The organism is Chloroflexota bacterium (assembly GCA_016219275.1).
Classification (GTDB): domain Bacteria; phylum Chloroflexota; class Anaerolineae; order UBA4142; family UBA4142; genus JACRBM01.
Window position 1 is genome coordinate 23,341 of sequence record JACRBM010000091.1, and the last position, 24,457, is coordinate 47,797.

The 24,457-nt window shown below is 56.7% G+C and carries 24 protein-coding genes; 18 read left to right on the plus strand and 6 right to left on the minus strand.

Going from position 1 to position 24,457, the window contains the following annotated elements; translation table 11 throughout:
• Nucleotides 1-112: 112 nt before the first annotated feature.
• From HY868_24405 to HY868_24445, 9 genes are all read left to right on the plus strand, one after another.
• Nucleotides 113-1,063, plus strand: coding sequence for a sugar ABC transporter permease (locus tag HY868_24405; protein ID MBI5305296.1), 951 nt, complete (start codon nucleotides 113-115; stop codon nucleotides 1,061-1,063).
• 134 nt (nucleotides 1,064-1,197) lie between these two features.
• Nucleotides 1,198-1,926 carry a carbohydrate ABC transporter permease gene (locus HY868_24410; GenBank protein MBI5305297.1) on the plus strand — a complete coding sequence of 243 codons (729 nt, stop codon included), beginning with the start codon at nucleotides 1,198-1,200 and terminating at the stop codon, nucleotides 1,924-1,926.
• A gap of 104 nt (nucleotides 1,927-2,030) precedes the next feature.
• Complete coding sequence (locus tag HY868_24415; GenBank protein MBI5305298.1) at nucleotides 2,031-3,077, plus strand: zinc-binding dehydrogenase; 1,047 nt, start codon at nucleotides 2,031-2,033, stop codon at nucleotides 3,075-3,077.
• 75 nt (nucleotides 3,078-3,152) lie between these two features.
• Complete coding sequence (locus HY868_24420) at nucleotides 3,153-4,154, plus strand: Gfo/Idh/MocA family oxidoreductase (protein ID MBI5305299.1); 1,002 nt, start codon at nucleotides 3,153-3,155, stop codon at nucleotides 4,152-4,154.
• Nucleotides 4,151-5,317 carry a hypothetical protein gene (locus tag HY868_24425; protein MBI5305300.1) on the plus strand — a complete coding sequence of 389 codons (1,167 nt, stop codon included), beginning with the start codon at nucleotides 4,151-4,153 and terminating at the stop codon, nucleotides 5,315-5,317. The genes HY868_24420 and HY868_24425 overlap by 4 nt, the downstream gene beginning before the upstream one ends.
• Before the next feature lie 114 nt (nucleotides 5,318-5,431).
• A complete protein-coding gene (locus HY868_24430; protein MBI5305301.1) occupies nucleotides 5,432-6,301 on the plus strand; it encodes an SDR family oxidoreductase in 870 nt (289 codons plus the stop codon).
• Nucleotides 6,302-6,404: 103 nt separating this feature from the next.
• Nucleotides 6,405-7,493, plus strand: coding sequence for a transaldolase family protein (locus HY868_24435; GenBank protein ID MBI5305302.1), 1,089 nt, complete (start codon nucleotides 6,405-6,407; stop codon nucleotides 7,491-7,493).
• 19 nt (nucleotides 7,494-7,512) lie between these two features.
• On the plus strand, nucleotides 7,513-8,985 hold the full coding sequence (locus tag HY868_24440; GenBank protein ID MBI5305303.1) for a CoA-acylating methylmalonate-semialdehyde dehydrogenase: 1,473 nt from the start codon (nucleotides 7,513-7,515) through the stop codon (nucleotides 8,983-8,985).
• Between the two features lie 14 nt (nucleotides 8,986-8,999).
• The gene (locus HY868_24445) at nucleotides 9,000-9,653 is read left to right on the plus strand and encodes a corrinoid protein (protein MBI5305304.1); all 654 of its coding nucleotides are present in this window, start codon (nucleotides 9,000-9,002) and stop codon (nucleotides 9,651-9,653) included.
• A gap of 200 nt (nucleotides 9,654-9,853) precedes the next feature.
• Here the strand turns inward: HY868_24445 and HY868_24450 are convergent, their stop codons facing one another.
• Nucleotides 9,854-10,552 (minus strand): recombinase family protein, encoded by a 699-nt coding sequence (locus tag HY868_24450; GenBank protein MBI5305305.1) that lies wholly within the window; start codon nucleotides 10,550-10,552, stop codon nucleotides 9,854-9,856.
• A gap of 37 nt (nucleotides 10,553-10,589) precedes the next feature.
• On the opposite strand from HY868_24450, the gene HY868_24455 reads away from it, so the two are divergent.
• Both HY868_24455 and HY868_24460 read left to right on the plus strand, forming a co-directional pair.
• The gene (locus HY868_24455; protein ID MBI5305306.1) at nucleotides 10,590-11,387 is read left to right on the plus strand and encodes an ISAs1 family transposase; all 798 of its coding nucleotides are present in this window, start codon (nucleotides 10,590-10,592) and stop codon (nucleotides 11,385-11,387) included.
• 205 nt (nucleotides 11,388-11,592) lie between these two features.
• Nucleotides 11,593-11,868, plus strand: a complete 276-nt coding sequence (locus HY868_24460; GenBank protein MBI5305307.1) for an SWIM zinc finger family protein — start codon at nucleotides 11,593-11,595, stop codon at nucleotides 11,866-11,868.
• A 50-nt stretch (nucleotides 11,869-11,918) separates the two neighbouring features.
• Here HY868_24460 and HY868_24465 read toward each other — a convergent pair whose 3' ends face one another.
• The gene (locus HY868_24465) at nucleotides 11,919-12,512 is read right to left on the minus strand and encodes an XTP/dITP diphosphatase (protein MBI5305308.1); all 594 of its coding nucleotides are present in this window, start codon (nucleotides 12,510-12,512) and stop codon (nucleotides 11,919-11,921) included.
• Entirely contained in the window at nucleotides 12,513-12,851 is a 339-nt protein-coding gene (locus HY868_24470) for a DsrE family protein (protein ID MBI5305309.1), read from the minus strand.
• A 94-nt stretch (nucleotides 12,852-12,945) separates the two neighbouring features.
• Here HY868_24470 and HY868_24475 point away from each other — a divergent pair, with 94 nt between their 5' ends.
• Nucleotides 12,946-13,416: a DUF4446 family protein gene (locus HY868_24475; GenBank protein MBI5305310.1), complete on the plus strand. Its 471-nt coding sequence runs from the start codon at nucleotides 12,946-12,948 to the stop codon at nucleotides 13,414-13,416.
• Nucleotides 13,417-13,544: 128 nt separating this feature from the next.
• On the opposite strand, the gene HY868_24480 is transcribed toward HY868_24475, so the two are convergent.
• Nucleotides 13,545-15,011, minus strand: coding sequence for a glycosyltransferase (locus HY868_24480; GenBank protein ID MBI5305311.1), 1,467 nt, complete (start codon nucleotides 15,009-15,011; stop codon nucleotides 13,545-13,547).
• Nucleotides 15,012-15,191: 180 nt separating this feature from the next.
• On the opposite strand from HY868_24480, the gene HY868_24485 reads away from it, so the two are divergent.
• The 5 genes from HY868_24485 (at nucleotide 15,192) to ndk (ending at nucleotide 21,896) form a co-directional block, all read left to right on the plus strand.
• Entirely contained in the window at nucleotides 15,192-16,160 is a 969-nt protein-coding gene (locus HY868_24485) for a glycosyltransferase (GenBank protein ID MBI5305312.1), read from the plus strand.
• Nucleotides 16,161-16,174: 14 nt separating this feature from the next.
• Nucleotides 16,175-17,794: a hypothetical protein gene (locus HY868_24490; protein MBI5305313.1), complete on the plus strand. Its 1,620-nt coding sequence runs from the start codon at nucleotides 16,175-16,177 to the stop codon at nucleotides 17,792-17,794.
• Nucleotides 17,795-17,835: 41 nt separating this feature from the next.
• Nucleotides 17,836-18,864: a histone deacetylase gene (locus HY868_24495; GenBank protein ID MBI5305314.1), complete on the plus strand. Its 1,029-nt coding sequence runs from the start codon at nucleotides 17,836-17,838 to the stop codon at nucleotides 18,862-18,864.
• A 145-nt stretch (nucleotides 18,865-19,009) separates the two neighbouring features.
• Nucleotides 19,010-21,361 carry a tetratricopeptide repeat protein gene (locus tag HY868_24500; protein ID MBI5305315.1) on the plus strand — a complete coding sequence of 784 codons (2,352 nt, stop codon included), beginning with the start codon at nucleotides 19,010-19,012 and terminating at the stop codon, nucleotides 21,359-21,361.
• Between the two features lie 85 nt (nucleotides 21,362-21,446).
• Entirely contained in the window at nucleotides 21,447-21,896 is a 450-nt protein-coding gene (gene ndk / locus HY868_24505; GenBank protein ID MBI5305316.1) for a nucleoside-diphosphate kinase, read from the plus strand.
• A 131-nt stretch (nucleotides 21,897-22,027) separates the two neighbouring features.
• On the opposite strand, the gene rsfS is transcribed toward ndk, so the two are convergent.
• Nucleotides 22,028-22,375 (minus strand): ribosome silencing factor, encoded by a 348-nt coding sequence (gene rsfS, locus HY868_24510; GenBank protein MBI5305317.1) that lies wholly within the window; start codon nucleotides 22,373-22,375, stop codon nucleotides 22,028-22,030.
• A 181-nt stretch (nucleotides 22,376-22,556) separates the two neighbouring features.
• Between rsfS and HY868_24515 the strand changes: the two genes are divergently transcribed.
• A complete protein-coding gene (locus HY868_24515) occupies nucleotides 22,557-23,501 on the plus strand; it encodes an NAD-dependent epimerase/dehydratase family protein (protein MBI5305318.1) in 945 nt (314 codons plus the stop codon).
• Between the two features lie 69 nt (nucleotides 23,502-23,570).
• Here HY868_24515 and HY868_24520 read toward each other — a convergent pair whose 3' ends face one another.
• Complete coding sequence (locus HY868_24520; protein MBI5305319.1) at nucleotides 23,571-24,380, minus strand: hypothetical protein; 810 nt, start codon at nucleotides 24,378-24,380, stop codon at nucleotides 23,571-23,573.
• Nucleotides 24,381-24,457: the final 77 nt, after the last annotated feature.

Genomic DNA, 24,457 nt, shown 5'->3' on the forward strand with positions numbered 1-24,457 from the left:
TCGATAACCTCACCCCCTTCCCCCCACCCCCTTCCCCCTCTCCTGTCGCTGAACTGCGCGACAGGAGAGGGGGAAGGGGGCAAGGGGGATGGGGGTGAGGAGGAGAGTCCGAATGCAAGTTCAACCCCAAGTGATTGTCGGGAAAAATGTCGCCATGAGTACTGCGCGCAATTCTTTTTTCACCCGCTGGCTCGATAAAAACAAAACCGGTTTTCTGTTCGTGTTGCCCGCGCTGATCTTTTATACGATCTTTTTCTTCGTTCCGATTCTCAACACGATCTACTATAGCTTTGTGCGCTGGAACGGCGCGGCGCCGACAATGCAATGGGTCGGTCTCGCGAATTACGCGCAGATGTTTCAGGACACCCAGTTGTGGTCTGCGTTTCAGCACAACGTCACCTGGATCATTGCCGGCACGCTTGCACCAATTGCGATTGCGCTGCCGCTCGCTTTACTCGTGACCAACATATCGCGCGGTCGGCTATTTTATCAGACGGCGTTCTTCATGCCGCACATTCTCTCGAACGTCGTCGTCGCCGTGATCTGGGGTTGGATTTACAGTCCGCAGTTTGGTTTGCTCAACGCGGCGTTGCGGAACCTGGGTCTCGATTCGTGGACGCGCGGTTGGCTCGGCAATCCGCAAACGGCATTGTTTGCGATTGTCGCTGCCGCGGTGTGGCACTATATCGGTTTTTGTTTGGTGATTTTTGTCGCGGGCTTGCAAGATGTTGACGTGACCTTGATCGAAGCCGCGAAGATGGATGGCGCGAATGAACTCCAGCGATTCTTTCACGTCATCATTCCACAGATGCGCCACGTGCTCAACATGGTGATCGTCTACACGTTGATCGGCGGCTTTAATGTGTTCGACATTGTGCGCGTGATGACGGATGGCGGTCCCGCCGGCAACACCGAGTTGATTGGAACATACGCTTACAAGATGTCGTTCCGCACATTAAACATCGGTTATGGCGCGACGATTTCCGTGCTCATCATGGTTCTCTCGCTCGGCGCGTCCATCGTGTACAACTTGCTGCGCGATCGCGAGGAGGTCAGACGATGACAACAATTTCGATCACACGCGCAAATTCAAAAATAAAACCGCTCAAAGTTTTTATCGATGGACTCAAGTACAGCGTCCTCACGCTTGTGTTGGCGCTGATGATCGCGCCGCTCTTGTTGATGTGGATGTCGGCGATGAAGACGACCGTCGAAGTCGAAACCGATCCGCTCGCGCTGCCGCAGCGTTGGTCGTTCGATAATTTGGCGACGGCATGGACGGTCGGACGTTACGCGCTCTATGCACAGAATTCGATCCTCATCACGATTCCCGTCGTCGGCGGCGTGGTGGTGTTGTCATGTCTCGCCGGCTATGGTTTTGCGCGACTCAGGTTCGCCGGACAAAAGGCGCTCTACTATTATCTCTTGCTCGGTTTGATGGTGACCGTTCAATCGATCATGATCCCCCTGTTTTACAATGTCAAGAACCTGGGTCTGCTCGGTTCGCACTGGGCGATGATTCTTCCTTCGATTGGACTCGGCATTCCATTCGGAACATTTTTGATGTATTCATTTTTTCGCGGACTGCCGGAAGAACTGGCTGACGCCGCGCGTGTCGATGGCTGCAACGAATTCCAAGTTTTCTATCGCGTCATTTTGCCGCTCACCTCACCGGCGGTTTCGTCGTTGACGATTTTTCAATTCATGTGGTCGTGGAATGCATTCTTGTTGCCGCTCCTCTTTCTCAACTCCGAATCACTTCGTCCGATCACACTGGGGCTGATGTTGTTCCAAGGCGAATACACCACCGAATTTCCACTCATCGCCGCCGGTGTCACACTGGCATCGCTGCCGATCATCATCGTGTATTTGATTTTGCAGCGACAATTTTTGCGCGGGCTAACTGCCGGCGCGTTGAAAGGTTGAACCTCACCCCCACCCCCTTGCCCCCTCCCCCTCTCCTGAACCGCACTTCAGGTTCAGGAGAGGGGGAGGGGGTGGGGGGAGAGGGTGAGGATTGGAGAACACACATGGGACAAGTCCTCACCATTCAAGAACCCTTTAAGGTTGGCTTTGACGAATATGAAGACCGACCGCTGTCCGAATCTGAAGTGCGGATTCAAACACTTTATTCCGGGATTAGCGCGGGCACGGAACTCACCGCGTATCGCGGGAGTAATCCTTACTTGCACAAATTCTGGAATGAAAAAGATCGACTCTTTGTCACGAGCCAACCGCCGTCCAAACAATATCCCATGATCGCGTTTGGTTATGAGGAATGTGGGCGCGTGATTGAAATCGGAAATCAGGTGACCCAGCTCAAACCCGGCGATTGCGTGTACGGAAACTGGGGACATCGCACGTATCACATCGCGACCGAAGAATGGGCAGCCGCGCGTCTCATGCCGGAAAATCTCGATCCCATGCTCGGAATCTTTAACGTGATAACCGCAATTGCATACAACGGCATCTTGGACGCGGCGATTCGTCTGGGCGAAACGGTCGCGGTGTTCGGACTCGGCACGCCGGGGCAGATGGTCGCGCAGATGGCGAAACGATCCGGCGCGCGCGTGATTGGCGTTGACATGATCGACTTGCGGTTAGACTTGGCACAGAAGATGGGCTGGATCGATGTTGCGCTCGACGCGCGGCGAGGACGGATCGCCGAACGCATCAAGGAACTCACCGACAATCGCGGCGCGGATGTTGTGATCGAAGTGTCGGGCAGTTATGCCGCGCTGCATGAAGCGATCCGCGCGGCGGCGTATTCCGCCAAAGCAATCACACTCGGATTTTTTCAGGCACAAGGTTGCGACTTGTATCTCGGCGAAGAATTTCATCACAACCGCATCAACATCGTTTGTTCGCAAATCGGCGGCGTGTCGCCCGAACTCACGTATCGCTGGAATCGCCGGCGGCTGGAGCAAATGGGCATTCGTCTCCAAGCCGAGGGCGTACTCAATTTCAAACCATTGATCACACACGTCGTGCCATTCTGTAACGCGGCGGAAGCATATCGCATTGCCGACCAGGAACCGGACAAGGCAATCCAAGTCGTTCTCGATTTTAATAACTGAACCGCAAAGAACACGAAGAACAAAAAAAATAACTTTGTGTCCTTCGTGTCTTTGTAGTTCCATTCGGGATTCAACATGCAACAATTGAAAACGGCGATCCTGGGTTGCGGTGGTTTTGCTAATCGCCACGCTCAAAACATCGCCTCACTGCCGGAACAATTCGAACTCGTCGCATTTTGCGATGTTGACCTTGCACGCGCTCACGCCTTCAACGAAAAGTACGGCGCGGGTCGCGGCGTGGTCTTTCAAGATCATCACGCTTTGTTTAAGCAAACGAACTTGGATTTGTGTTTGATTTGTCTGCCGCCATTCGGTCATGCCGACGAGGTTGAAATCGCCGCGCAATGCGGCGTGCATCTGCTCATCGAAAAACCGATCGCGCTCACGTCGCAACACGCCTGGCGCATGGTACAAGCGGCGGAACGCGCCGGCATCGTGACCCAGGTTGGGTTCATGTACCGGTTTGGCGCGGCGGTCGCGCGATTGAAAGAATTGATCGACAATGGTCAAGCCGGGAACCTCGGGCTGATGAGCGCGCATTATTTTTGCAATCATCTTCATGCGCCGTGGTGGCGCGACCGTGAAAAATCCGGCGGGCAGTTAGTCGAGCAAGCGATTCATCTGGTTGACTTGATGCGCTACCTGATGGGCGAAGCCGCGACGGTGTACAGTTTGCAGAACAACGTGTTCCATCGCGATCTTCCCAGCTACACCGTCGAAGATGTGTCGGGCACAGTGATCGGTTTTGAGAACGGAAGCGTCGGCGTGCTGTATGCGTCGAATGGCGCGGTTCCCAACAAGTGGCTCTACGATGTTCGCATCGTCGCCAAGAATCTCACCGCTGAATTCTCGAATGCGAATTGCGGGGTGATTACGCACACGAACGATTCGACATTGAAGACCGAAACGATTAGCTCCGATGCGAATCTTTATCTGCTCGAACTCCAAGACCTGTGGCGCGCGATTGTCAATCGCCAACCCACGCGCACGCCGATTCGTGAAGGCGCGCGCTCGCTCGATCTTGTGCTCGCCGCGATGCGCTCGGCAAAAACGCAGAACATTGAAAGGTTACCATGAACGCACGTCAACGCTTTTTGGCGGCGATGCACTATCAATCGCGCGACCGGTCGCCGCTGCTCGATTTCAACTTTTGGCCCGAGACCTTGCCGATCTGGCAAGAGCAAGGTTTGCCGGATTGGGTGGATCGACAAAACGAGGATGTTTTTTTTGGAATTGATTTTTCTCTCGATAATGTTGGCGCGACCGGGGTGCGTGATGGTTTAGCGCCCACGTTCAGAAAAATAATTCTTGAAGATCGCGGCGACGTGCGTCTTTTGCAACAACGCGACGGCGTCCGCGTCGAACGGCGCAAACACATGTCGTCGTGGCACTCGGTTGGATACTTGCTCACCGATCGCGCGAGTTGGAACAAACACTACAAGCCGCGCCTCGATCCGGCAAATCGCGTGCGCTATCCAGCCGATTGGAACACGCGTGTCAAGACATGGTGCGACCCGAATCGCAATTATCCCATCGTGTTGCCCGGCGGAAGTCTGTATGGTTGGCTGCGCAATTGGATGGGACTCGAAAATATTTCGATGGTGATTTTCGACAACCCAGTTTGGTTTGAAGAAATGGTAACGACGGTCGCCGACTGCATCATCGGCGTGCTCGAACGCATCCTTGCAACTGGCGGCAGGTTCGACGCGTGCTCGATGTGGGAGGACATGTGTTACAACACCGGTCCGCTCATCAATCCCAAACATTTCAAAAAATATTTTGTTCCGCACTATCGGCGCATTTCGGATTTGCTTCGCAAGCATGGCGTGGACATTATCTATCTCGATTGCGATGGCAAGATCGACGATTTGATTCCGTTGTGGTTGGACGCCGGAATCAATTGCATGTATCCTGTCGAAGTCGGCACATGGAAGCACGATCCAATCGAATTGTGCCAACGCTTTGGGAAAGATTTGTTGATGATGGGCGGATTCGACAAGCATTATCTTTTTGGATCTCCGGAAGAAATCGAAAAAGAAATTTATCGCCTGCTGCCGCTCGTCGAAGAAGGTGGGTACATCGGATTTCCCGATCATCGCGTTCCGCCGGACGTGCCGTACAAAAATTATGTGTTCTTCATCGAGACCCTGCGCCGGGTTTGGGGACAAGACACAAATCTGAAACCGATGGGCGTCAAATCGAAAAAGCCGAAAGAACGCCGAATGTTTTTCTATTGGTGACCTCACCCCTCACCCCTGCCCCTCTCCCCTCTCCTGTGACTCGCGAAGCGTTCGTCACAGGAGAGGGGAGAGGGGTTGGGGAGTGGGGTGAGGTGGAAACGGAACTCGTGGAATATGAATCACGCTGAATTGACTCGACTGTACGATTTCACGAATCGCGTTGTCGCGATCACCGGCGGCGCGGGTGCGCTGGGGAGCGAGATGGCGTGTGCCTTGATCGGTTGTGGCGCGCACGTTGCGATCCTCGACCGCGTTGCAGAATTGCCGCAACAATTTGTTGAGCGAATCGAAAATGAAAAGACATCCCGCTCAGGTCGTCTCGTTTTTCAGCAGACCGATGTGCTTGATCGCGCGTCACTCATCCACGCGCAAAAATCTATCGAGACGCAACTGGGTCAAGTTGATATATTGATCAATGCAGCGGGCGGCAATCATCCCAACGCGACAACTGGCGCGTATGGGAAACCAGGTGAACCGGCTGATCTCAGATTCTTCGATCTTGCCGAAGATGGTTTGCGCCGTACGATGGATCTCAATTTTCTCGGCACGGTGTTTCCGTGCCAGGTCTTTGGTCGCGGCATGGCGGAGCGCGGCGAAGGCATCATTCTCAACATCTCTTCGATGAATGCGCTTCGACCCTTAACGCGCATCCCAGCGTACTCGGCGGGCAAAGCGGCAGTTAGCAATTTCACGCAATGGCTCGCGGTCTACCTGGCGATGAATTATTCGCCGCGCATTCGCGTCAATGCGCTTGCGCCCGGTTTTTTCATCACCGCGCAAAGTCGTTTTCTTGCGCTCGACCCGGCAACCGGCGAATTGAGCGCGCGTGGTCGCACTGTCGTCGCGCACACGCCGATGGGTCGCTATGGCGCGCCGGACGAATTGATTGGAACGATGTTTTGGTTGCTCTCGCCGGCATCCGCATTTGTAACTGGGACAATCGTTCCGGTGGATGGCGGCTTTTCCGCGTTTAGCGGTGTGTGAAAAAAAAGATGACAACGGACAAGAACGGATTTAGCGGACTTGTAATTGGTTTGTCCGTTCAATCCCATGTCGTCCGTTGTAATCCCCAAGGAGAAGCGTACGCATGAGTGTTCAATATACAAGTCCACTGCACCAAACTGTTACGACTACAGTCACCGATTATTGGAACGATTCATGCGCGGTCGAAGAACTGACGTATGCGCTGGAGCATGGCGCAGTCGGCGCAACGACGAATCCGACGATTGTGTTGGACGTGCTGAAAAAAGAATCACAGTATTGGCGCGGGCAATTGCAAGAAATGATCCAGGCAAATCCAATCGCGTCCGAAGATGAAATCGCTTGGTGGTTGATCGAGCAGATGGCAATGCGCAGCGCGAAATTATTGCTGCCGGTGTTTGAACGCGAGCATCACAAAAAAGGTCGCCTCTCGATTCAAACGAACCCCACGTTTTATCGAAACGCTGAAGCGATTGTTGAGCAAGCCATGCACTTTAACTCGCTCGCGCCAAACATACAAGCCAAAATCCCGGTCACTCATGCTGGGATCACTGCAATCGAAGAAGCGACCTATCGCGGTGTGAACATCAATGCGACGGTGTGTTTCACTGTGCCGCAATCGCTCGCCGTCGCCGAAGCCGTTGAACGCGGTTTGAAGCGCCGGGTCGCCGAGGGCAAGCACATCGATGACATGTCGCCGGTCTGCACGATCATGATCGGTCGTCTCGACGATTGGATGCAGGCGCTGATCAAACGCGACGCGATTTCGTGCGATCCGGGGTGCGTGCATTGGGCGGGCATCGCGTGCATCAAAAAGGCATCGGGTATATATTCAGAGCGCGGCTATCGCACACGTTTGCTCGCGGCGGCGTATCGCCATCACTTGCATTGGTCCGAGTTGATCGGCGGCGATGTGGTGCTCACAATTCCGTACGTGTGGCAGCGTCAATTCAATGCGTCCGACATCGAAGTGAAGGAACGCTTTGCCAATCCGGTTGCACAAGAAATCATTGACGAACTGCATAAATATTTTCCGGATTTTCGACGCGCGTATGATGTGGATGGATTGCGCTGTGAGGAATTCGATACATTTGGAGCAACCGTTCGCACGCTCCGTACATTCATCGCATCGTATCGCGAATTGATCGCCTACGTGCGCGATGTAATGCTTCCCGATCCGGAAATCCGGCGTTGAGTAGGGGCGAGGTGACACAATGACCCGGCAGCTAGAAAATTTTATCGATGGACAATGGATGCGCTCGCAGGCGTCCGAATATCTCGACATTATGAATCCCGCGACCTTGGAAACACTCGCCCAGGTCCCCCTGTCGCCCGGCGCAGACGTGATGATCGCGGCAAACGCAGCAAGCCAGGCAAGCGTCGAATGGCGACGGACACCGGCGGGCGAACGCATTCAATACCTCTTCAAATTGAAAAATCTTTTAGAACAACATCTCGACGAACTCGCGCGTGCGATCACCATCGAGTGCGGCAAGACGCTGGCAGAAAGCATCGGCGAATTGCAACGCGGGATCGAGAATGTACAAGTCGCGTGCGGCATTCCCTCGTTGATGCAAGGCAACGTCAGCGAAGATATTGCGCGCGGGATCGACGAAACGATGATTCGTCAGCCGCTCGGTGTTGTCGCCGCGATTACGCCCTTTAATTTTCCGGCGATGATTCCGCTCTGGTTTCTGCCGTATGCTGTTGCGACCGGCAACTGTTTCATTCTCAAGCCGAGCGAGCGTGTTCCGCTAACGGCATGCAAATTGTTCGAGTTGATTCAAGCCGCCGGTTTTCCACCCGGCGTCGTTCAACTGATTCACGGTGGCAAAGCAACCGTGGATGCGATTTTGGATCACCCAGTTATTCGCGCCGTGAGTTTTGTCGGCTCGACCCAGGTCGCGCGCTACATCTACAGTCGCGCGGCAGCGCAGGGGAAGCGCGCGCAATGTCAAGGCGGCGCGAAAAATCCGGTCGTGATTATGCCGGATGCGGACATGACTTCGGCAACGCGCGTCCTTGCCGATTCGGCATTCGGCTGCGCGGGGCAACGCTGTCTCGCCGCCGCCGATGCGATCGCCGTCGGCGATGCGCATCGCGCATTCACCGAACAAATCGTCGAGGTCGCGATGAATCGCAGAGTCGGTTATGGTCTCGAAAAAGATGTCGAGATGGGTCCGGTCATCAGCGCGGCGAGTCAATCGCGCATTGCCAATTTGATCGAACAGGGGAAAGCGGAAGGCGGAAAAATTCTGGTCGATGGACGTGAGCGTCAAGTGCGCGGGTACGAACAAGGTTATTTTATCTTTCCGACGATCATCGATGCACTGCCAGCCGAAAGCCAGCTTGCCAAAACTGAAATCTTTGGTCCCGTGTTAAGCACGACCCAGGTCAACACACTCGACGAAGCGATCGGCTTGGTCAATCTGCGGCGCTATGGCAACAGCGCGTGCATCTTCACTTCGAGCGGTGCGGCGGCGCGACAATTTCGGTACGAAGTGAATGCCGGAAATGTCGGCGTGAACATTGCGATTGCCGCACCGATGGCGTACTATCCGTTTAGCGGCTGGGGCGACAGTTTCTTCGGCGACTTGCACGGACAAGCGCGGCATGGTGTTGAGTTTTACACGCAGACCAAAGTGGTGGTTGAGCGGTGGTCCCAAGAGTGGACCAGAAAATTTTGAAATAGGAGTAGAACGTGTCAAGGCTTGAATCAATCCGGACAGCAGTTATCGAAGGCGATGCGAATCAAACGCGAACCGATGTAACTCGAGGTTTAGCCGAGGGAATCAGCGCTGCCGACATTTTGAACAAGGCGCTTGTTTCCGCAATGTCCGAAGTCGGAAAACGTTTTGAAGAAGGTGAGTATTTTGTGCCTGAAATGCTGATCTCGGCGCGTGCTATGAAAGAAGGCTTGGCAATTCTCAAGCCGAAACTTGCCGCGGCAGCCGTTGAACCGGCTGGCAAAATTGCGATTGGCACCGTTAAAGGTGATCTGCACGACATTGGCAAAAATCTCGTCGCGATGTTGATGGAAGGGGCTGGGTTCAAAGTCTTCGATTTGGGCGTAGATGTCTCACCAGAAAAATTTAGCCAAGCCGCCACAAATGATATTCAGGTCATTGCGATGTCTGCCTTGCTCACCACGACGATGCCGATGATGCAACAAACCATTCAGCATTTGAATAAAATGGGTGTGCGTAATCGTGTGCATGTTATTGTCGGTGGCGCGTCGGTGACCGAAGCGTTTGCACAATCCATCGGCGCTGATGCCTTTGCGCCTGACGCAAGCACCGCCGCACGCAAAGCGCTCGCACTTGTCAAAAAGCAATCTTTGTTTTGTGTTCGATGAGATTTGGCGTCACCGAATCCCATCGGATCAATCAATTTAGTGGTCAAATGATTCTTCCCCACCACTCTCACTGTCGTTACAATCCGCTAACCAACGAATGGATTTTGATTTCTCCTCATCGTGATTAAATCTGTCCGAGCCACGGATAGATTGAATCGCAAGCACCGACAGAGCTATTCGTATGTGCCAGTTTGTTATCTCTACCGGGGCAATCGGCGCGCGGCTGGCAAATTAAACCCACTCAATAACCACATGTTTGTTTTCGGGAATGACATTGCTCCTTGGTTGCCCAAGCCAATGCCATGTAAGGATGCTCGAATGAGATGACTACCACATTCGCCGCAAAACAATTTACTGGTCACAGGAAAAAGCGTTCGGGTTCTGGTAGTCAAAGAATGTGGTTTTCGATGCATCCGCTTGCGAATTTCCTGACAGCGCTCAAACACTTCGGTCGTGACCAAGGACGGGTGGCTACCGTCTTGCAACAAGGTCGGGTTGTATCGTTTCGACTTGGTACCGTGTTCGGTTGTGCCAAAGTACGGAACGCGTCCAGTGTAGAAGACGCGCATCAGCAGTTCGCGAACACTGTCGCGCGTGAACTGTTGTGGTCCACCTCGTGGTTGCAAGCGTTTGGTCCGAAAGTGTCGCGTGGTTCCGTCGGGTAGCGTCACGACATAGCCGTTCAACTTTTCGGCGATAAGCCCGTCGCAATATTTTCCTGCTTGATGCCAATCGAAGGAAAGGTGGACTGCAATGCTTTCAATAGGATGAAGGATCAGAGATTTTCCATCACTACGATTGGTTTCGGAGTAATATGGACAGTAGTTCAATCCATTGGTCATCATTGCATGGCGGATCGCTCTGAGTGCACCTCCATCCTCATCGTCAGGATCGAGCAAAGGTCACAGTATCCAACTCACCCTGGATGGCAAGACCTTGCGCGGCACCATCCCCGCAGGACACACGCGCGGCGTTCATCTCTTGGCGGCGTTCTTGCCGGGCGAAGGCTGGGTGATGGCGCAAGTCGAGGTGGGCGCGAAAGAAAACGAAATTCCCGCCGCCGCGCGCGTCTTAAAATGCCTGGATTTACAGGGTAAAATCATCACCGGCGATGCTCTGCTTGCCCAACGCGAGTTATCGCGCCAGATTGGTGAGGCGCAGGGCGACTACGTTTGGACGGTGAAAGCCAATCAACCGCAACTGTGTCAGGATCTGGAAACGCTGTTTGCCGGCGAATCCTGCACCCCGGGCTTTAGTGCGGCGACGAAAGATTTTCGCTCGGCGGAAACGGTGGACAAGGCGCACGGACGGATTGAGCTGCGCACCCTCACGGCGAGTCAGGAATTAAAGGGCTATCTCGACTGGCCCTATGCCGAACAAGTCTTTCAACTCGAACGTCGTTTTGGGCGTGTGGCGGACGGGCGCGTGATGCATGAAGTCGTCTATGGGATCACCAGCCTGACCGCCCACGAAGCGAATGCCCCACGCTTACTCGAGCTTGTGCGGGGGCATTGGTTGATTGAGAACCGGTTGCATTATCGCCGCGATCAAACGATGCGCGAAGATTGGTATCACGTGCGCTTGGGAACGGCACCGCAGGCAATGGCCGTGATTAACAATCTGGTCTTGGGCTTGCTAGACAAGCAATCTTTTCGGAGTGTGCCAGAAGCGCGGCGTTACTATGCGGCTCACCTTGATCAAGCTTTGAGTCTGCTCGTGCAATCGCCGTGCTGACTTTGCACGCGCCCTGGATGAGGCGACTCGGCGCATTGACTTTTCCGGCGATTCGGCATATACTCACGATTGTAAGGAGTTTCTGACGATGAGTGGTTTTCCCGCCCGAGGGCAACGGGAATCAGCTTGCAATTTTCAAAGGCACTAGACGCGCCCGTGCGCGTCTGGTGTTTTTTGTTTGGCAAATCCCAGTCAGGAGGTTGTGATGGATTCGAGTATGTACGGTAAGATCGAAAAGGCAAAGCGGTACGCCGCCGAAGCGGATCGCCGCGTCGTCTTTACCAAGTTCGAAGTGAAACTCGAAGGGGACAACAACACGTACACCGTGGCTTTTGATTTGGGTCGTTGGTCGTGCGGATGCCGCTACTTTGCGACGCACGGCTTGTGCAGTCACACGATGGCGATGGAACGCGTATTAGGCAGCAAGATTCCACCTTCGCCCGAAGCGGTTGCAACGGTGGTGGGTGTAACGAACAACTGAATACGCGAGTAGAACGCGAGACCCGAAGGGTGATTGCCCTTCGGGTCTTTTTATTCGCCAAAATGTTTGAGCAGTTCGCGCGCGTGTTCCGCCGCGCGGGCGCGATGGCTGATGCGATTTTTTTCTGCGCTCGACAATTCCGCCATCGTCAACCCGCGTTCGGAAAACAGGAACACGGGATCGTACCCAAACCCGTTCGCGCCGCGCGGCGCGAACGCAATTTCGCCTTCGCACGCGCCGGCGCATTCGCGCGTGTCGCCGCGCGGCGACGCGAGGACGATGACACACCGGAAACGCGCGGCGCGTTGTGCGCGCGGCACGTCGCGCAGTTTGTCGAGTAAGAAGACGACGCGCGCCGCGTCGCTCGCATCGTCGCCGGCGTACCGTTTCGAGCGGATGCCTGGCTCGCCGCCGAGCGCGTCCACTTCTAACCCGGAATCATCCGCGAGGGTGAGCAAACCGCTTGCGCGCGCGTACGCGGTCGCCTTGAGGTGCGCGTTCTCCGCAAAGGTCGCGCCGGTCTCTTCCACATCGTCTTGAATGCCAACATCGTCAAGCGTGACGAGTTCGTAGGGCAATCCCGCGAAGATTTCCTGATACTCGCGCAGTTTGCCGCGATTGTGCGTCGCAATCAACAATTTCATCTATACACTGATCACTTTCGCCGCGCCATTCATCGCGGCGATGATGTCGCCCATGCCGCCGACAATGCCGACGCGCACCTGCTCACGCAAGCCAAGAAAATCGAGACACGTTTGGCAAATGACGAGTCGTGTCGCTTTGCCGGCGAGATTTTGTAACGGTTCCAAAACGGGCGAACCCGCGCACGCCAGTTTGACGCCTTCGCCGTAAAACGCGATGACCCCGGGCGGCGTGTCTTGATTGAGCAACGTCAAAAACGTCGCCGCGAGTTTTTGTTGCAACGCAGTGGGCGCATCGCCCATCCCAAAACGCGTAAAGAGAATCACGGTGTCCGAATTCATTTTGGTTTCCTCTTGTCACTCTTGACCTTGTAAACCAATCGCGCTACAATGCGACTGCTTTGATTTCAAAATCTCCAACCCATACGGGGGGCGTGTGGAAATTCTGGTTGTAATTCTGTTGCTGGCGTTGATCGCGCTTGGCGGCTGGGTCGTCTTTCTCGAACTGCGGCATCAAAAACTCGCGGCAGCGTTTCGCACGGTGATGACCGGTCGCGCGGGCGCGGACTTGGAATCTATCTTGATGGATTACCTGGCGCGGATGGATCGCGTCGAGCAAGTGGCGCAGGCAGTAGAGCAACATCTTGTGCACATCGAAAGCAAAATGCCGTTCCTGATCCAGCACGTCGGCATCGTGCGCTTCAATCCATTCTCGGACAAGGGCGGCGACCAGAGTTTCGTCGTCGCGGTGCTCGACGACCACACCGACGGTTTTGTATTCAGCGGCTTGCACTCGCGCACCGATGTGCGCGTCTACGCCAAGCCGGTCGTCAGCGGACAATCCACCTACACATTGACCGCCGAAGAAAAAGAAGCCATCGCGCGCGCGATGAAACCGCGGACGTGATTTTGGATTTTCGATTTCTGATTTTCGATTTGCCGCCGTTGAAGTTTTTTCCTCGCTTCAACGGCGTTTCTTTTAGTAGCGAATTCACAATACGCAATACGCAATTTGCCATTCGCCATCCGCCATTCCTAATTCGCTGCCGCCAGTTCGACCTCACGTTGCCGCGCCGGACGCGCGTGCCACACGCTCAACGCGCCGGTAAAACCGAAACTCGCCGCGTACAACAACAAGTACGGCAACGTCCAGTACGCGTGCTGATGCCACGCAATCGCCGCGCCGACCAGCGCGTACACGGCAAGCGCCCACTCGCCAATCGTTTCCCAGCCCAATGTCAACGCGTACCGTTTTTCCGTCCACGAATCGCCGTCCGCTTCGACGCGGAATTTCGGCGTGCGGCGAAACGTGTTGCCGCGCCGCGTGAGCGCCTCGATCACGGCGATAGAATTGTTGAGCGCCAGCCCGGTACCCAGTAGCAGCAGCACGCTGAAATAGCGCATCCGCGAGATCCAATCGGGATACAACGCGCGTTGCGACATGCCGTAGATCGTCACCGGACCCAGCATTGCGAAACTGAACAGCATCATCACGTCGGCGAACTGAACGCGCCACGCGAGAAGCGGCACAAGCATAATCAGCATGACGATCAGCAAGGGATTCATTAGATAGCCGGACAGATGAAGCAAACCGACGATGCGTTTGAACCAGGGCACGCCCGGTGCGGTGAGAATGCGCGGTCCCAGTTTGACGAGACATTGGGTTGAACCCTTTGCCCAGCGAAATTGTTGACGCTTGTACGCGTGAATCTGCGGCGGCAACTCGGCAGGCGAGATCACGTCCGGCAAAAACAAGAATTGCCAGCCGCGCAGTTGCGCGCGGTACGACAAGTCCAGGTCTTCGCTCAACGTATCGCCGTGCCAGCCGCCCGCATCGTCAATACACGCGCGCCGCCACACGCCGGCGGTGCCGTTAAAGTTAAAGAACAAGCCATTGCGCGAGCGCGCGACCTGCTCGACGACGAAATGTCCATCGAGCGCGATCGCTTGCGCGCGGGTCAACGCCGAGTAATCGTGATTGAGATGTCCCCACCGCGTTTGCGTCATCCCCAGCTCGGGGCGCGCGAGAAAATGCGGAATCGTCTTTTTGAGAAAATCGGTCGGCGGCACAAAGTCCGCGTCAAAGATCGCGATAAATTCGCCGGTCGCGTACTTTAATCCTTCGGACAGCGCGCCGGCTTTGAACCCGCTGCGGTCCGCGCGGCGAATCAGCGCAATGTCCACGCCGCGCCGGCGATGGTACTCGACACGCGCTTGCGCGATCGCGGTCGTCTCATCGTCCGAATCGTCGAGCACCTGGATTTGCAACCGGTCGCGCCGCCAATCGAGCAGTGCCGCCGCGTCAATCAATCGTTCGACGACGTACAGCTCGTTAAAGATCGGCAATTGCACCGTCACGCGCGGCATCACGAACAATGTCGGCGTCGTGGTCTTGTTGTTGCGTTTACGCCAAAACAAACCAACCGATAGAATGAGATTCAAACCATAGATGCCAAGAAAAATCGCGGCAATCAAATAAACCCAATAAAAAATTCCTGCCACACTACCTCCGATGAAACCAGGATAACAGTGCGGGAGTATACCACTGAATAAAAAATTCAACAAGGTTTGTGCCGTGGCTGGTATCCACGCGCGTCATTGCGAGCGCGGGCAACACTCACCCCTCCCTTCCCTCCCCTTACCAAGGGGGGCTGGGTGGGGTGATTGTGTTATAATAGCGCCGTGAAAATTTCACTCATCATCACCGTCAAGAACGAAGCGGACGCGCTGCCGCGTTTGCTGGATTCGATTGCCGCGCAGACGCTCGCGCCAGACGACATCGTCGTCGTGGACGGCGGCTCGACCGACGCGACGCTCGCGGTGTTGCGCGCGGCGATGACGCGGTTGCCGGTGCGCGTGATCGTCGAACCGGGCGCGAACATTTCGCGCGGACGCAACCTTGCGATTCACGCGGCAACTGGTGACATTATCGGTTCGACCGACGCGGGGGTGCGGCTCGACGCGGGCTGGGTCGAGGAATTGGTCAAGCCCTTCGACCACCGACCACCAACCGCCGACGTGGTTGCCGGCTTTTTCGTGCCCGACCCGCGCGGCGCGTTCGAGACCGCGCTCGCCGCGACAACGCTTCCCGCGCTCGCGGACATTCGTCCTGAAAAGTTTCTGCCCTCGTCGCGTTCGATTGCGTTTCGCAAATCCGCGTGGGAGCAAGTGCGCGGCTATCCTGAATGGCTCGACTTTTGCGAAGACTTGATTTTCGATTTCGATTTGCAACGCGCCGGTTTTCGATTCGCGTTTGCGCCACGCGCGGTCGCGCATTTTCGCCCGCGTCCCAGTTTGCGCGCGTTCTTCAAGCAGTACTATCAGTACGCGCGCGGCGACGGCAAAGCGAATCTATGGTTCACGCGCCACGTGATTCGTTACCTCACGTACCTCGTCGCGTTGCCGCTCGCGCTCGTCGTCACATTCGTGATACCGCTCGTCGCGCTCGCGTTGTGGCTCGGCGCGTTTTGCGGAATGTTCTTTACGCCGTACAAACGCCTCGCGCGAATGCTGGGTGATCTCACATTCGCCGAACGCGTGTCCGCGTGCGCGTGGGTTCCGCTCATCCGCGTCACCGGCGACATCGCGAAAATGATCGGCTATCCGGTGGGCGTAGTATGGCGCATTCGACATCGTTCAATCTTCAAGTGAAAAGGAACCAGCCAATGCGTATCCTGAAACCTGGGTCGCGCGTGATTGCCATACTTTTGAGCGCGGCGTTGTTGAGCGCGTGCGACGCGTTGATCGCAACGCCCACACCGATTCCACCAACGGCAACCCCGGTCACGCCGACGCCGACCGCGACCGCGACGATTACGCCAACCCCGACCGCGACCGCGACGATCACACCCACACCAACCGCGACGGCAACGCCCACACCAACCGCGACGCCGACGGTCGCGCAAGCCAAGCCGCTTACGTTCGCGCACCCGGTGACGGTGCTGCCAACCCAGGTTTTGCGCGCGAGTATTGCGCCGCGGCAGTTTGTCGCGGACTCGGCTGATGAACTCGCCGCGAACCAACTCATCGCGCCGCGCGGCGCAACGCCATCCGCGATCACGCGCACCCAAGCGGAACAAGACACGCGCTTTTTCTTCCGTTTGCTCAAACATGGTTATGCGGGGTACGGTGTCTTTGGCGCGGAGGGTAATTTTGAGCGCGCGGAGAACGCGACCTTGCAAACGATCGCGCGCGAAACCACGTTGACGCCCACGCGTCTTGCCAGCGCACTGCGCGATAGTTTGTCGTTCATCCAAGATTGCCACTTTAACATCGGCGGAGACTCGCTGTTCAAAGATGCGGACTATTTTTATTTCGATGGAATCCATTTCTTCAAAGAAGGCGAGCGTTATTACTATTGGGGCGCGAGCGGCAAAACATTCGTCACCGCCGTGAACGGCAAAGCGCCCGGCGAGTTTATAAAGTTGTCGCTCGCGCCGAACGGCGACCCGGTGTACCAACTGGGTGTTACCGCGACCCAGTATCCGAGCGAACTTGTCCTGGATGGCGTCGCCGCCGATGGCAAGGTCCAACGCCAACGCGCACTCTGGAGTCGTTCGCCGCGTATCGGCGACCACACCACGTTCGCGCGTTATTTGGAGCAAGACGTTTCGGTCGTCGTCAGCCGATCGTTTTCCGATGCGACGGACGCGTTGCGAAAATTTAGAGAAGACGCCGAGAACCTCCGCATCGAGCCAATCGTCGTTTTGGATTTGCGCGGCAATACCGGCGGCTTGGTCTCCGTGCCGGGCGATTGGATCAACGGGCTGACATGGCGCGTGCCGGCATTTCCCTTCGTCCGCACCGAAATCGAATCGCGCACCGTCCTCGCGGGCAAAATCAATATGCTTGCCACGCGCACGTTCGACGCGAATGAGTTGCAACTGTTATTCAAAGACTGGGATTCGGGCAAAGCCACACGCCGTTGGAGCGATATCCGCGTGCCGGAATTCGCGCCGTTCCGGTGGCATCAATTGATGGTTGTGTTGATTGATGGTGAAACCGCGTCCGCCGGCGAAGTGATGGTCGGCTACCTGCGCCAGTTCGAACACGTCGTCATCGTCGGAGAAAATTCCGCGGGCTGTATCACCTACGGCGATGTGTCGCGCTATGTGTTGCCCAACTCGAATCTGAGTGTGTCGTTCGGTTCGGAATTATTCGTCATGCCCGATCTCACCGAATTCGAAGGCAAGGGTTTCGCGCCGGATTTGTGGGTACCCTCGAACAAGGCGCTGCCCTACGCAATTGCCGCGATCAAAAAGGGCTGGCTGAAGCCGCCGCCTTGAAGCCAACCTTGCGCCGGTTTCTCGTCAACGGAGTGATGAAAATGACGACCGCTTTTCTTTATTCGCCGATTTTTCTCGAACACGCCGAGGAAGGGCATCCCGAATCGCCGGAGCGCCTCACCGCGACGATGCGCGTGTTGAAAGAATCCGGTTTGCTCGAACGTCTCACCGCGCTCGAACCGGTTCCCGCAACCGACGCGCAACTCGAAGCGGCGCACACGCGCGAACACGTCGCGCGCGTCAAGCAACTCGTCGCGCGCGGCGGCGGACATTTCGACCCGGACACGTACGCCAACGCGCGTTCGCTCGATGCGGCGCGGCTGGCGGCTGGCGCGGTCGTGCGCGGCGTAGACGCGGTAATGCAGCGCGAAGTAGACAACGCGTTCGCGCTCGCGCGACCGCCGGGACATCACGCCACGCGCCAACGCGCGATGGGTTTTTGTCTGTTCAATAATGTTGCCGTCGCCGCGCAACACGCGCTCGACGCGTTCGGTTTGGAACGCGTGCTGATCGTGGATTACGACGTGCATCATGGCAACGGGACCCAGGATATTTTTTACAACACGCCGCGCGTCCTGTACTTTTCGACGCACCAATATCCGCACTATCCCGGCACCGGCGATTGGGATGAAATCGGCGCAGGCGATGGAACCGGCTTCACGGTCAATGTGCCATTGCCGGCCGGCGTCGGCGACGAAGGTTATCAACGCGTCTTTGACGATTTGCTCGCGCCGCTGGCTGAACGGTACCACCCGCAGTTGATTCTCGCGTCCGTCGGGTTCGACGCGCACTGGCGCGATCCGCTCGCGATGCAAGGGCTGTCGCTCGCCGGGTACGCGTCGCTCGCGCGCACGCTCATCCTGCTCGCGCGCGATCTGTGCGATGGGCGCATCGTGTTCGCGCTCGAAGGCGGGTACGATCTCGACGTGATCGCGCACGGCGTCGCGTCCACGTTTCGTGCGCTGCTCGGCGACGCGGACATTCCTGATCCGATTGGCGCGTCGCGCCGAGGCGAACGCGACATTACCGAATTGGTCGAGCATCTCAAGGGCGCGCATCGGCTCGTGTAAGCATTTGCCTGGCTCGTGAATGGTTGACCATTTACCCGAATTGTTGCATAATAGCGATACCCAAGATGTACCAAACCCTTGCGAAGGTTTGTGTGACCGGCGCAAGGTTGACCGTCAAAGTACTCGCTCGCGCGAGGAGATGATTGTGGAAGATCGAGTAACCCTCACCGCGTACGCGGATGAAATCCGCGAATTGATCCACCACGACCGCAATACCGAAGCGATTGCGCTCTGTCGGCACATTTTGCGCTTTTACCCAAAGTGCGTTGACACCATCCGCCAGGTTGCGGAAGCGTGTTTGGAACAGCACGAATACGACGCCGCGCAGGATTTGTTTCGTCGCGTGCTCAGCGCGGACCCGGAAAATGCCGTCGCGTATGTCGGGCTGGCTTCGATTTTTGAAGAACGCCAACTGATGGATGAAGCGGTGTGGCACATGGAGCGCGCGTTCGAACTTTCGCCGGCGCATCCGGAAATTCACAAAGAACTGTTGCGTTTACACACGCTCAACTCGCGTAAAACGCGCGCGCGCTTGAAAATGACGCCCGGCGCGCTCGCGCGGTTGTACGCGTATCAGGGCTTGCTCGCGCAAGCGACCCAGGAATTGCGCGCAATTGTCGCGGGCGATCCCACGCGCCTCGACACGCGCACCGCGCTCGTCGAAATGTTGTGGCGCACGGGACGCATCCACGAAGCCGCGCAGGTCGCGCAAGATTTGCTTGGACCGCTGCCGTACTGCCTCAAGGCGAATTTGATTTTGGGCACTGCCTGGAAAGAGAGCGGCTTGCCGGAAAGCGAAGCGTACTTGCAACGCGCGCAACAACTCGACCCGACCAATCGCGTCGCGGCGAATCTACTCGGCGCGCGTTCACCGCTTTTGCCCGTCGAGCCGACCGTTCCGCGCTATGTCGAAGGCGCGCCAGCACCGGTCGTGACCATAACGCCAGTGGCGGCGCCAACGCCGTTTGACCTAACCGTGCCAGTGGAAGAAACTCCGTTCGCGCCAGAGCCGGAGGTCGTATCCGTTTTCGATCAAGCGCCCGCGCCAACACCGACCGTCGAAATGCCGGCGGAATCGGCAACGGATGTTGAAATCGGTCCGTCTGCCAAACCGGAATTGCCGATCACGGCTTTGCCGCCGTGGTTGCGCGGCGAGGGTGTTCCGAGCACCGCCGAGACCTCGGAGATGCCGCCAGTCAAACCGGCGGTCGCGGAAGAAGGCACAGCATTGCCACAATGGATCAGCCAAGCGCCCGATGCAACCGCGCGCGAACCGGAAGAGATCCTGCCGCCCACTTGGCGCGACACGCTGGCGACGCCGGCGGAGGAGACCGCGCCAACGGATACCACGTTCGATTGGCTCAACGTGTTGCGCCAAAAACAAATTGTAGAAGAACCCGCGCCCGAGGAACCGGAACCGCCGGCGATTTTCGTCGCGCAACCACCCGCAGAAATTCCGGCAGAACTCGCGCACGCGGAATCTGTTGAACCCGAATCCGAACTACCGTCAATTTTCGCCGAGCAACCCAGCGACGAAATTCCGGCGCAACCCACGCGCGCGGAAACTGCCGAACCCGAATTCGAATTGCCGGCGATTTTTGCCGAGCAACCCAGCGACGAAATTCCGGCGCAACCCACGCGCGCGGAAACTGCCGAACCCGAATTCGAATTGCCGGCGATTTTCGCCGGGCAACCCGGCGACGAAATTCCGGCGCAACCCACGCGCGCGGAAACTGCCGAACCCGAATTCGAATTACCGTCAATTTTCGCCGAGCAACCCGGCGAAGAAATTCCGGCGCAACCCACGCGTGCGGAAACTGCCGAACCCGAATTCGAATTGCCGGCGATTTTCGCCGGGCAACCCGGCGAGGAAATTCCGGCGCAACCCACGCGTGCGGAAACTGCCGAACCCGAATTCGAATTGCCGTCAATTTTTGCCGAGCAACCCGGCGAAGAAACCACCGAACCCGAAGTGCCGTCCATTTTCGCGGATCAACCGCGCGCAGAAACTGCCGAACCCGAATTCGAATTGCCGTCAATTTTTGCCGAGCGCCCAGGCGAGGAAATTCCGGTTGAGCCCGCGCGCGCCGGAACTGCCGAACCGGAATTCGAACTACCGGCGATTTTCGCCGAACAACCGCGTCCAGAAATTCCGGCGGAACCGGTGTCTGCCGCGCGTGAACGCCGCGCGGCTCTCCCGCCCGAGCCAAAAGTACGGAAGCAACCCAAGGGTTATTCGCATCTCATCCTCGCGCGCGAACATCGCGACGACTCGCGCTGGAACGATGCGCTCGTCGAGTACGACTGGGTGATTCAACACGCGCCGCGTTTCATCGCCGAAGTCATCGTGGATGTCGAATCCTTGGTGCGCCGCGCGGGCGTCCCGCTCGAAGCGCATCGCGTTTTGGGCGATGCGTACACGCGCGCCGGGCGTCTCAACGACGCGCTGGAACGCTATCGCTATTTGCGCGAACGACTCGAAGCGAGCGAAGCGTGATACCCGGGCGAAGGATTTTGCGATAGTGGGCAGAACCTTCGCCCACGTGTGTCAATCCAAAATCGAAAATATCACGGAGGTTCCATTGCAACAAACATTGGTGATCGTCAAGCCGGACGGGGTGCAACGCGCGCTCGTCGGGAAAATTCTCGCGCGGTTCGAGGAACGCGGGATGAAGATCGTCGCGCTGAAAATGCTCCAGGTCAGCCGCGCGCTCGCGGAACAACATTACGCCGTGCACAAGGGGAAATTTTTTTACGATGGGTTGGTCGGTTACATTACGTCCAGCCCGGTCGTCGTGATGGTGCTCGAAGGGCACGAGGCGATTGGCGCAGTCCGCGCGATGGTTGGCGCGACGCGACCCTGGGAAGCCGCCGCCGGCACGATCCGCGGTGATTACGCAATGATGGGATTACGCAATCTCATCCACGCGTCCGATGCGCCGGAAACCGCGGCGAACGAAATCGCGCTGTGGTTCAAGCCCGAGGAATTGAGCGCGTACACGCGCGAGGTGGATCGCTGGGTGAATGAGTAATCGGTCGGCAGTCAACCGTCGCCAGTAAACAGTATTCTGTAGTTAAAACACACACGACGCGGAGTCATTCCGCGTCGTGTGTGTTTTGTTTACTAACGACTGTTGACCGTTGACTATGGACAGTTGACTGACTAGCGCATTCGCACAACCGTCGGCGCTTTTTCCCAGACTTGTTCGAGCTGATAATAATCGCGCAGGGCAGGACTGAACAAATGCACGATCACGCCGTTGTAATCGAGCAGAATCCAACCCGAATCCGGCGTGCCTTCGACGCCGAGCGGTAAGACCTTGAGTTTCTTTAATTGCTTTTGGATATCATCGCTCATCGCTTTCATCTGGCGTTCGTTATCCGCCGTGGCGATGATGAAATAATCGGCGATGTACGAGACCGTGCGCGTGTCGAGCATCAAAATGTCCGCGCCTTGTTTGTCCGAGATCCAATCGAGAATTTGGCGAGCCAGTTCATCGGGTTCCAGAATACGTGCCTCCTGTGCGAATGTATTACCAGAATACTAGCGCGGATTGGGGCATGTGTCAAGCGTGGTCGTGCGTGTGTGCGCGCGACGCTATGGGGCGCTTGACAAAGGGCGCATGGTTATGTATAATGTTTACGCTGTAAACTAAAATGAACAATGTATCTTTTTGTAAGGAGAAAAGCGAATGAACGACCATACCTTGAATGTCGTGCTGGGCGCGAGCGGCGGCATTGGCAACGCGGTGGCACGCACACTCGCGGCGCAAGGCAAGCGCGTGCGCGCGGTGAATCGAAGCGGCAAAGCGGACTTGCCGGCGACCGTCGAGGTCGTGCGCGGCGATGCACTCGACGCGGCGAGCGTGCGTGCGGCGTGCGCGGGCGCAGGAGTCGTGTTCAACTGTGTCAACGTGCCCTACCCAGAGTGGGAGGCAAAATTTCCGCCGATGATGCAAAACATCACCGATGCGGCGGCGGCAGTTGACGCAAAACTGATTTTTGCCGACAACGTGTACATGTACGGTCCCGTGTCCGTTCCGCTCACCGAAGATTTACCGTATGCCGCGCCGGGACACAAAGGCAAACTACGCGCGCGGCTGGCGAACGAGTTGATGCAAGCGCACGCGAGTGGCAAGGTGCGCGTCGCAATCGGTCGCGCGTCCGATTTTTACGGACCGGGCGTGACGAATGCGTTGGCGGGCGGCGATGTTTTTCGCGCCATCGTCGCCGGGAAACAAGCGATGTGGGCTGGCTCGCTCGACATGCCGCACACGCTGACGTACATTGACGATTTCGCGCGCGGGCTGATCACGCTCGCAGAACGCGACGATGCCCTGGGACAAACGTGGCACATTGCCGGCGCGGAGCCGATCACGGCTCGACAGTTCTTCCAGCTCGCGTTTGAAATTGCGGGGACGCGCGCACACATAGGCGTGTACTCGCCGTGGATGATTTGGCTCGTCGGCGTGTTCTCGCCGTTGGTGCGCGAGGTGCGCGAGACGCTGTACCAGTTCACGCGACCGTTCGTCGTAGACGGAACGAAATTCGCGCGTGCGTTCGGCTACAACCCTTGCACGCCGCATCGCCAAGCGATCGAGCAAACGATCGCGTGGTACCGGAATCACCCGAAATAATTTCGCGCGCACACAACGAGTTTCATCGCCAAAACAAAACGCCCCTCGGCTTGAGGGGCGTCTTCATTTCTACTTGCTCTTGGACGAGATAAGACTCGTCAAGTTACGCAACAGGTCGTACCAGAACGGCGCGCCGAGTGAAACGGCGAGGGTCGTCAAAATCAACCCTAGAATTTTCTGAAACCACTCCAACGGCGTTGCCGGCAAAGTGTTCCATCCTATCGGCAAGGCGCTTTGCGATAACGTGTTCACGGCTTGTTGAAACGCGCCGGATTGCGCGCCCTGTGCCGCGCCGCTCACCGCGGCGCGCAATCCTGGTTCGCGCCAAAGTGAGTTGCCAATGGCGAGCGAGTCCGCGCCAAAAATCAACGTGACTGCCAGCGCCACAAAGACGGTCAGGACTTGAATGCGTTGGCGATATACGAGTGAAACACGATCCATCGCAGAGTTGAACCAGGTTTCGACCTGATTGCGCGCTTGGACCATATTGCCATTTGCCGCGTCGACAATGCTGATGACCGCTTGGCGCACCGAACTATCCGGCATTTGCATCGCACTGGCGCGCACTTTGTCCAGACCGGTCGGTTCATTCGCCGCCGGCGCAATCGCATCGAAGAAAGCGAGCGCGAAGGTGTTGGCAGGAATATAGGTCAGCGCCTTGCCTTCTTTGCCGGTCAATCCTTGTACGAGTGGATGAGAAAGAACCTTGGTGGTCAACTGTGGGTCCGCCAGCAACGTGCGAATTCCAACTGCCAAGTCTTTGGCGCGCCATTGCATCCATCCCGCAATGAGGTCATTGATCTTGGAAGAAATCGTGCTCAACAAAAAGTACACAAAAATCAAACCGATGGCAACATCAATAATTGTGGAGCCGAACATAGACACCTCCTTGGGTAAGTGTTGCCGAAATTATAACAAACCCCGCGCGGAGTGTCAATCAGTTTGACGCGCAATTA